The sequence below is a fragment of the Niastella populi genome (assembly GCF_002078015.1).
Classification (GTDB): domain Bacteria; phylum Bacteroidota; class Bacteroidia; order Chitinophagales; family Chitinophagaceae; genus Niastella; species Niastella populi.
This window is the reverse complement of the sequence record NZ_LWBP01000199.1, coordinates 348,154-357,952: the sequence shown is the minus strand read 5'-3', so window position 1 is coordinate 357,952 and position 9,799 is coordinate 348,154. Positions and strand designations below refer to the sequence as shown.

Sequence of the window (9,799 nt, the reverse complement as noted above, 5' to 3'; positions counted from 1 at the left end):
TCCAAAAAAGTATAAGCCATCTCCAACCGGGTAAAGGGCGCAACCGGCCGGTACAATGTAGCAACTGATGGAGGAAAAGGGTTTATTCGCCAGGGGCTTGGGAGCCAGTGACCAATTTTTCACCTCACCCTGATGAGGGGCGGGTTAAACTGAGTTGGTGAAGTCAAAAAACAAATGGTTGCAGGCAGAAAACCGATTGAAGCGATGACAGAATGAGCAGGAAAGGTCAGAATTTGAGTTGGTGAGGTCAAAAACTAACCGGTAAAGTCGAATACCCGGCCAGCCCTTTCAAAAACCGGGTAAGCATAGTGAAAACCTGACCAGGTATTTCAAAAACCGGATCGGCATAGCCAAAAAACCGGAAAGTTTTATGCAAGGCAGACCGGCCTGCTGCGTTAAAGGGTTGGCGTTGAGCCTAAACTGATGCCAATCAGTTAATTAATAATTCATTAAGTTCATATAATTTTCGTAATTTCAACCAGTCCAACATGTTACAGGACAAATTCGTTTGAAGCTTCTGATAAAATACAACCGGTTTTTAAGATTCCTGATAGAAAAAGGGCCAGGCTGGTAGAGCAAGGAATTACCGGCTTAAAATTGAACAGGTTAAAGGTCTGTAGTAGCAAATTTATATACTTGCAGTAATTACGGGTGTAATACTGCATAATCGCTTATTGCTATGAAATATATCCGAAACCTGTCGATCAGGAACAAATTACTGCTTGTCTCCCTCATCCCGCTGGCCGCCCTGGTGTATTTTCTGGCCGTAGATGTAATGGACAAACTTGCCAAAAAAAGGAATATTCACCGCGTATATAATGATGTGTTTGAAATTGAACGCATATCTGATGTCATTCACAACCTGATGGAAGAACGTGGCTTTTCAATCTCTTATGCCGGCAGTGGCGGTAAGGATGAAAAAGCCGAAATGCTGATGCAGCGGGTTGAAACCGATAAAGCCATTTCCGCCTTCAAACAGTTGCTGACAGAACAAAAAAAGAATAAAGACCTCTCCTCACTGGGCATTTTGCCCGATGTACGCAACGGCATCAATCAATTGACATTGAACACTGACACGCTGGCCAGGAGATATGCCATCATGAGCATAATGTTACTGGATGATGCGAATATAACTTATCGTAATGTACGTGACCCCGAGATCAGGAACCTGATAGAAACGCACCTGTACCTGTTAACCGCAAAAGGATATTTAGGCCAGATCAGGATGCACCTGCATCTTGCACTGGTAGATAAGGGATTTCGTAATATGGAACATGCCGAATTTGCGAGGCTGCGCGGAAAGTTCGAAAACAATATCGACCGCTATTATAAAAATGCACCGCCTGCGCAACTGGCTGCTTTCAATACCCTGCTTAACAACCCGGCTGTTGCATTGACCAAAAAGCTGATCGATTCGGTTTTTAAAGATCCTGGTTTGGTAGCTACCATGCCTAAAGACACCTGGCGAATGAACGTTACCGAATACCTGAACGGGTTGAAGAAACTGGAGAACCAGTCAACCTTCGAAACCCGCCAGCTGGCGTTGAATAAACAGGCGGCTATCAGTGAAGCGTTGAGCTGGGCGGTGATCAGCGTAGTACTGGTGATCGTTTTTATTTCGGTGTTGTTATTCCTTGTTATCCGTTCCATTGTTGATCCGCTGCGGGTGATACAAACGGCTGCCGAACGCATAACACGTGGTGAAACAGAACTAACCGTTCCGATATTCTCCAAAGATGAAATTGGCGATCTGGCTGATGCTTTCAACAAACTTATAGCCGCCTCTGAAGAATATACCGGTGTGGCCGAAACGATTGCAAAAGGCGACTATACTCCCGCTGTCATTATTCGCAGTGAAGCCGACGTATTGGGCAAAGCCCTTACCAATATGAAAGACAGCCTGCTAAAGTTATCGAATGAAAACGCCGAGCGTACCTGGATGCTGGTAGGCGCCAGTGAACTGAACGATATTTTGCGGGGCGAAAAACCGGTGCGTGAACTGGGTCAGCAGGTGGTCAATATGCTTACGCCTTACCTGAAGGCACAGGTGGGCGCCATTTACCTGGCCGAAAACGAGCATCTTGAATTGATAAGCAGTTATGCATTTTCACACCGGAGCATAAATAACAGTATTATTCAACTGGGTGAAGGACTGGTAGGGCAGGCCGCTCTCGAAAAAAAGCCGATCGTATTTACCAACGTTCCCGAAGATTATGTAAAAGTCAACTCGGGCCTTGGCCAGTCGACCCCAAAAAATATTCTTATATACCCTTTCATGTATGATGGTTCTGTGAAAGGTATAATTGAAGTAGGGTCGGTACGGGAAATTACCGACCTCGATCTTCAACTTATGAAGATCGTTTCGGAAAGTATTGGTATAGCTTTTAATTCGTCACAGTCAAGGGCCAGGCTGAAAGAATTGCTGGAAGAGACCCAGCGCCAGTCGGAGGAGCTGGAAGCGCAGCAGGAAGAACTGAAACAAACCAACGAAGAGTTATCAGAAAAGACGGTGATGCTTGAAAAGTCGGAGGCCGAGTTGCGGGCGCAGCAGGAAGAACTGCAGCAAACCAACGAAGAGCTGGAAGAAAAGGCGAACCTGCTGGAAGAACAAAAGGAGAAGCTGGAACTGGCCAAAGTAGAAGTGGAGAGCAAGGCAAAAGAACTGGAAGCTACCAGCAAGTACAAATCGGAATTTCTGGCCAATATGAGCCACGAACTGCGCACGCCGCTGAACAGTATCCTGATATTGTCACAGTTGCTTACTGAAAACAAAAATCAGACGTTAACGCAAAAAGATATAGAGTTCGCTTCGAATATCCATAACTCGGGTACCGACCTGTTGAACCTCATCAACGAAATACTCGACCTGTCGAAAGTGGAAGCCGGTAAAATAGAGATCGAGATCGAGCCGGTTCCGGTAAATGAGATCTGCCAGGGCCTCAGCCAGACATTTACCGAATTAGCGCGCAGCAAGAATATCGGGTTTCAGATAAACTGCAATGACGAACATTTTCCTTCACCCATCTTTACCGACCGGCAGCGGCTCGAGCAGATCCTGCGCAACCTGTTGTCGAACGCGTTCAAGTTCACCGACCGCGATGGCAATATTACAGTTACCATAGATGTACAAACGCCTGATGTATCTATTCGAAATGAAAAATTACGCCGGCTGCCACAGGTAGCGGTGTTCTCGGTTTCCGACACGGGTATCGGTATCCCCGAAAGCAAGCAGGGTATCATTTTTGAAGCGTTCCAGCAGGCCGACGGTTCTACCAAACGCAAATTCGGCGGTACGGGTTTGGGCTTATCGATAAGCCGCGAACTGGCCGGCGCCCTGGGCGGTGAAATTCATTTGGCCAGTGCCGAGGGGAAAGGCAGTACGTTCACCCTGTACCTGCCGCTGCAGTTTGATGCGGCCGGGGTTATCAGCGGTGAAAAAAATATCGAGATCAGGAAACCCATAGTAAAAGAGGCGGAAGCTGTGATACCTGAACATGTGCCATCACCGCAGAAAGAGGCGGAGGATGACCGTTATCAGATCAGGGAAACGGATAAAACCATTCTCATCATAGAAGATGATGAATCGTTTGCGCGGATCCTGCTTGATATTGCCCGGCAAAAAGGATACAAGGGCATTATGGCCCACCAGGGCAATACAGGGCTTAGCCTGGCGCGGTACTACCGGCCCGACGCCATTATACTCGATATGAAGCTGCCGGTGCTGGATGGTTCCGAAGTATTACGGTTGATGAAGAACGATCCGGATCTGCGGCATATACCGGTACAGATCATATCGGGGTACGACCGGCGCAAGGAAGGGCTTGAACTGGGCGCATTTGATTTCATCAGGAAACCGTTAACGCATGAGGCCGTGCAGGGCGCATTCGACCGCATAGAAGATTTCATGAACCGCAAGCTGAAAAAACTGCTGGTGGTGGAAGATAACCCGCAGCACAACAAAGCCATTCGCGAACTGATCGGCAATGGCGATATAAAATCCTTTGCCGCTTACACGGGGCATGAAGCCTATAATATGTTGCAGGATGAAAAGTTCGATTGTATCATCATCGACCTCGGGCTGCCCGATATGAGCGGTTTCGAGCTGATGGAAAAAATAAAAGAGAGCGATGAACTGAACCGTATTCCCATCATCGTATATACCGGCCGCGACATGAGCAGGGAAGAAGCGCGGAAACTCGAAAAGCTGGCCAATACGGTTGTTCTGAAAACATCCAATTCGAAAGAAAGACTGCTCGATGAAACGGCGCTGTTCCTGCACCGGGTTGAATCGAAGCTGCCCCGGGAAAAGCAACAGATCATTCGCAAACTGCATCGTGCCGAAGAGGTCCTGAAAGGCAAAAAAGTACTGATCGTCGATGACGATATGCGCAATATTTATTCGCTTACCAATGTGCTCGAAGAGGAAGGTATGAAGTGTTATGTGGCCGAGAACGGCAGGGTAGCCATCGAGATGCTGAACAAACACAGCGGTATAGAGATCGTTTTGATGGATGTTATGATGCCCGAAATGGATGGTTATGAAGCAACCATGGCCATTCGTAAAATGGAGCAGTTCGACAGGCTGCCTATCATTGCGCTAACGGCAAAAGCGATGAAAGGCGACCGTGAAAAATGCCTCGAAGCCGGTATGAGCGATTATATTTCAAAACCGGTGAATATTGAGCAGTTGCTGTCGCTGATGCGGGTATGGTTGTATGGGTAAACCATTTCGAAAAATAGTTTTTAAAAATAAACAAACTATCAGTTTCAGGTTATATGTTACAGGCTGCAGGGTGTATAATAGGATTTTATTACGGGTATTTTCCCTGTAACCTGGTACCTGAAACCTGTAACAAGCATTTTACTAATGATTGCCAATGAAGAATACAGACAATTCCTTGAATCGGTACGGTTCGTATACGGGTACGATTTTACGGAATATGCAGAGGCGTCGGTGATTCGCCGCATACGTTCGTTCATGGAAACGAACAGGATCGGCGGCTTGAAAGAGCTGGGCAGATTGGTGATGAAAGACGAGGCGGCATTTGAGCATTTTATACAGGAGATCACGGTAAACGTTACCGAAATGTTCCGTGATCCGCAGTTTTACAAAAGCCTGCGTAAAAATGTGGTGAACCGGCTGGCTACGTACCCGTTCATAAAAGTATGGATAGCCGGTTGCAGTACCGGCGAAGAAGTATACAGCATGGCCATTTTGCTGCGTGAGGAAGGGTTGCTGGAGAGAACGGTGATCTATGCCACCGACATCAACCAGGATGCCCTTCAAAAGGCCAAAGACGGGCTTTCAACCATCAGTAATATGAAAAATTATACTGAGAATTACATAAAGGCAGGCGGCAAAAATTCATTTTCCGATTATTACAAGGCTAAATACAATTCGGTGCTTTGGGATAAATCATTACGGCAGAATATTGTTTTCTCCGTACATAACCTGGCCATGGATAAATCGTTCAACGAGTTTCAACTGATCCTTTGCCGCAATGTGCTCATTTATTTCAACCAGAGCCTCCAAAACAAAGTGATCGACCTGTTCTACGAAAGTTTATGCCCTTTTGGTTTTCTGGGGCTGGGCAATAAGGAGTCGTTATTGTTTGCCGATAAGCAAAAGTGTTTTGAAGAGATCGATAAAAAAGAAAAAATATTTATGAAAATAAAATAGAACGGGTAACTGTCACATGGAGGATAAAAATGAGTACCATGCAATTGTGATCGGGGCTTCTGCCGGCGGTTTGTATGCGATGACCCGAATTTTGCAACCATTGCCGGCTGCCTTTCCTTTGCCGATAATGGTGGTGCAGCACCGCGCAAAGGATGAGCGGAACCTGCTTGAAGAAGTGCTGCAACAAAAATGTAAGGTACGGATAAAACAGGCCGATGAAAAAGAGGCAATTGAAAACGGCGTCGTGTATTTTGCACCGCCCGATTATCATTTGCTGATCGAAAATGACCGCACCTTTTCCCTAAGTTTTGACGCGCCGGTAAATTTCAGCCGTCCGTCGATAGATGTATTGTTCGAAACGGCGGCGGATGTATTCGAAGAACGGCTGCTGGGTATCATTTTAACCGGCGCAAACAATGATGGCGCCGCGGGTATCAGGAAGATCAGTATGCGGGGCGGCGTTACCATTGCACAGTCGCCCGAAACTGCCGATTATGCCGATATGCCGAAAGCGGCTATCAATACGGGTTATGTGCGCCATATTATGACGCCCGATGAGATAAGCCGGTATTTATTGGCGCTTATAAAAAAATAATCAGGATGGTAAAACAGGCTGAAGATAATATTCTGATCGTTGACGATAAGGTTAATAACATTTATGCGCTGGAACAGATCCTGAACCAGCCGGGCCGTAATTTGATCAGCGTTACCAGCGGTAATGAGGCTTTGAAAATTGCGCTGAACCAGGAAATAGACCTCATCATACTCGATGTGCAAATGCCGGGTATGGATGGGTTTGAAGTGGCGCAGATCCTGAAATCGAACAAACGTACCAGCGAAACGCCTATCATTTTTGTAACGGCCGAACTGAAAGACCAGAAATTCGTATTGAAAGGATTTGAAGAAGGGGCTATCGATTACCTGGCGAAACCGCTTAACCCCGAGATCACCGAGGCCAAGGTAAATGTGTTGCTGCAATTGCACCGCCAGCAACGCGAGTTGATGGAGAAGAACCAGGCGCTGGAGAATTATGCGTTATTGATCAACAATTCGGCCGACCTTATTTGCATCATCAACAGCAAAACATTTCACATAGAAGAAATGAACGATGCAGTGTACGACCGCCTCGGGTATAGCGCGCAGGAAATAAAGGGATCTTCATTGCTCACTTATTTGTCGGAAGACGGTCAGTGGAAGGTGCAGCAACTGGCAAAACAATGCCCGCCCACATTTTCATTTGAGGCGTTGATGTATACCAAAAGCAATGAGCCGCGGTATTTCAGCTGGAACGTGGTGCATAAGAACAAAAGCTGGTTTGCCAATGGCCGTGACATCACCCGCCAGAAAAAGGCCGACTTTGAAATAAACCAGTTGAATAAGAACCTGGAAAGAAATGTTGCCCAACTGCAGTTGACCAATAAAGAACTGGAAGCGTTCTCCTATTCCGTATCGCATGACCTGCGGGCGCCGCTGCGCAGTATTAATGGCTATGCACAAATGATACAGGAAGATCATGCGCAGGATTTCAACGACGAGGCCAAACGCATGTTGAATGTGATCAGGAACAATGCGCGGAAGATGGGCACGCTTATTGACGACCTTCTCGAGTTCTCGCGTATGGGCCGCAAGGACATTACGCGTGTAGCCATCGATTTTAAAAAACTGGTAGAACCGATCGTCGCAGACATACGGCATACGGCATCGGAAAAAACGAAAATAACGCTCCATTCGCTGCCCGGAACACAGGGCGATCCGGCATTGCTGTCGCAGGTGTTCATCAACCTTATCACCAATGCGGTAAAGTATTCCGCTAAAAAAGACAACCCGGAAGTTGAGATAGGCGCTGAAGAAAAAGACGATGAAATTGTGTATTATATAAAAGATAATGGCGCCGGGTTCGATATGCAGTATGCGCATAAGTTATTCGGCGTATTTCAACGGTTACATAGTAATGATGAATTTGAAGGAACAGGCGTAGGACTGGCCATTGTACAACGGATCATCGTAAAACATGGCGGAAAAGTGTGGGCTGAAGGAAAGCCCGGTGACGGCGCTGTTTTTTACTTCTCATTACCAAAAACCAATAACCCTCCTATATGATTGAAAATGCAAACCCCGGTAAAGTAGACATAGTACTCTGTGAAGACAATGCCGACGATGCCGAGCTAACGATTCGCGCCCTTGCAAAAGAAGGGCTGGCCGGTTCGCTGATCCATGTAAAGGATGGCGAGCAACTGCTGCACTATGTATTTTGCACCGGTGCGTATGCCCGGCGTAATGCAGCCGACCTGCCAAGACTGATCATCCTTGACCTTAAAATGCCCAAAGTAGACGGGCTGGAAGTGATAAGAAAGCTGAAATCGGACAAACGTACCAGAATGATACCCGTTGTGCTGCTTACCTCGTCAAAAGAAGAAAAGGATATTATGGAAAGCTATATGCTTGGGGTAAACAGTTACATAGTTAAACCCGTAGAATTTGAAAGTTATATAAAGGCTGTAAGTTGTATGGGCCTTTACTGGTTAATATTAAATCAACCCTATCAATCGTAAGTTATGATAACTGTGCCAGGTATTAATCTACTGATCCTCGAACATGACGACAGCGACCTCGAGCTGTTGTTGTACCAATTAAAGAAAGGCGCCCTGGATTTTGTTCCAACCATAGTGGAAACAAAAGAACAATTCAGGAGTGCATTGCTCGATTGTAAACCCGATGTTATATTGAGTGACTACTCGTTGCCGGGATTCGACGGCGTATCGGCATTCAATATTAAACAGGAAATTTGTCCGGATGTACCGTTCATAATTGTTTCAGGCACCATCGGCGAAGAAAACGCGGTGGAACTGATCAAGAACGGGGTTACCGATTACGCTATAAAGGATAAACTGTTTACGGTGATACCCAAGATAAAAAGGGCCATTAAAGAAGCCAATGAACGGCGGGAGAAGATCCAGGCAGAACAGAAGCTGCGCAAAAGCGAAGGCCAGCTGGCCGAAGCGCAAAAGATCTCGAAGATCGGAAGCTGGGAAATAGGCGAGTCGGGCGAAATGATCGCCTGTTCGGAAGAGTTATTCCGGATCCTCGACCTTGAGATCAATGCCCCTTTGTCGTTTGAGATTTTCATGCAGCTTGTACATACCGATGACAAACACATCGTTATGAAAGCGCAGGAAGAGGCATTGGAAAAGGGAACGGCTACCCCGGTACAGTTCCGTATCGTAAGCAAACACGGGGTTGAAAAAAATATAGAAGGGCGGGGATCGGTAAAACGGAAAGACGGTGTGATCAGTTATATTGGCACCTGCCAGGATATAACGGAGAAAGTAACAGTTGAAACGCAGCTGGCCAGATATTCAGCCCAGATAGCCAGGGAGCGTGAAGAGCACCAGCGCAAACTGGTACGGGCTTCCATCGAAAGCCAGGAGCGCGAAAGGCTGGAGATAGGGCGGGAGCTGCATGACAACATCAACCAGATACTGGCGGTTACAAAGGCCTATATCGAGGCTTCGATGCAGGAAGAAGATATGCGCGATGAACTGCTGGAACGCAGCATCAACAACCTGCAGCTGGCCATCAATGAGATCAGGAAGATCTCGAAATCGCTGGTGCCGCCGGTGATGGACAAGAACGGCCTCATAGATTCGGTGCAGGACCTTATTGAGAACATTCGCCTGGTAAACCCCTTCGCTATCAATTTCAGTTACGAAAGGGAACAGCTAAGGAATATCAGTCCGCAACAACAGCTGGCCCTCTACCGTATTGTACAGGAACAGTTCAATAATATCATAAAACATGCGCAGGCGCACAATGTGAAGATCGAATTAATTGAAAAGAACGATTTTATTGACCTGAACATCGAGGACGATGGTAAAGGTTTTGATCCCCGGGAGCGCCGGAAAGGAGTGGGACTGAGCAATATCCTCAGTCGCATAGAGCTCTTCGACGGCAAACTGGAAGTGATCTCTTCCAAGGGGCATGGATGTACTATAAAGGTGCATGTGCCGAAGATGAGTAAGGAGGTGGCGTAGGGTTTCCGATTTTGGGATTTATGGATTTTAGGTTTAAATTAATATGAACCATTTGTTCGGTGACGGGCAAATGGTTTTTTTGTCAGGT

At 46.7% G+C, this 9,799-nt stretch carries 6 protein-coding genes; all 6 read left to right on the top strand.

What is annotated here, in order from left to right:
* The first annotated feature begins 679 nt into the window (after nucleotides 1–679).
* The 6 genes from A4R26_RS22980 (at nucleotide 680) to A4R26_RS22955 (ending at nucleotide 9,711) form a co-directional block, all read left to right on the top strand.
* Nucleotides 680–4,723, top strand: a complete 4,044-nt coding sequence (locus tag A4R26_RS22980; protein WP_081168870.1) for a response regulator — start codon at nucleotides 680–682, stop codon at nucleotides 4,721–4,723.
* Between the two features lie 144 nt (nucleotides 4,724–4,867).
* A complete protein-coding gene (locus tag A4R26_RS22975) occupies nucleotides 4,868–5,680 on the top strand; it encodes a CheR family methyltransferase (RefSeq protein WP_107685885.1) in 813 nt (270 codons plus the stop codon).
* Between the two features lie 16 nt (nucleotides 5,681–5,696).
* Nucleotides 5,697–6,275 carry a chemotaxis protein CheB gene (locus A4R26_RS22970; protein WP_081168868.1) on the top strand — a complete coding sequence of 193 codons (579 nt, stop codon included), beginning with the start codon at nucleotides 5,697–5,699 and terminating at the stop codon, nucleotides 6,273–6,275.
* Nucleotides 6,276–6,280: 5 nt separating this feature from the next.
* Nucleotides 6,281–7,780, top strand: coding sequence for an ATP-binding protein (locus A4R26_RS22965; RefSeq protein ID WP_081168867.1), 1,500 nt, complete (start codon nucleotides 6,281–6,283; stop codon nucleotides 7,778–7,780).
* Nucleotides 7,777–8,232: a response regulator gene (locus A4R26_RS22960; protein ID WP_081168866.1), complete on the top strand. Its 456-nt coding sequence runs from the start codon at nucleotides 7,777–7,779 to the stop codon at nucleotides 8,230–8,232. The genes A4R26_RS22965 and A4R26_RS22960 overlap by 4 nt, the downstream gene beginning before the upstream one ends.
* A 3-nt stretch (nucleotides 8,233–8,235) precedes the next feature.
* Nucleotides 8,236–9,711, top strand: a complete 1,476-nt coding sequence (locus A4R26_RS22955; RefSeq protein ID WP_081168865.1) for a hybrid sensor histidine kinase/response regulator — start codon at nucleotides 8,236–8,238, stop codon at nucleotides 9,709–9,711.
* Nucleotides 9,712–9,799 lie beyond the last annotated feature (88 nt).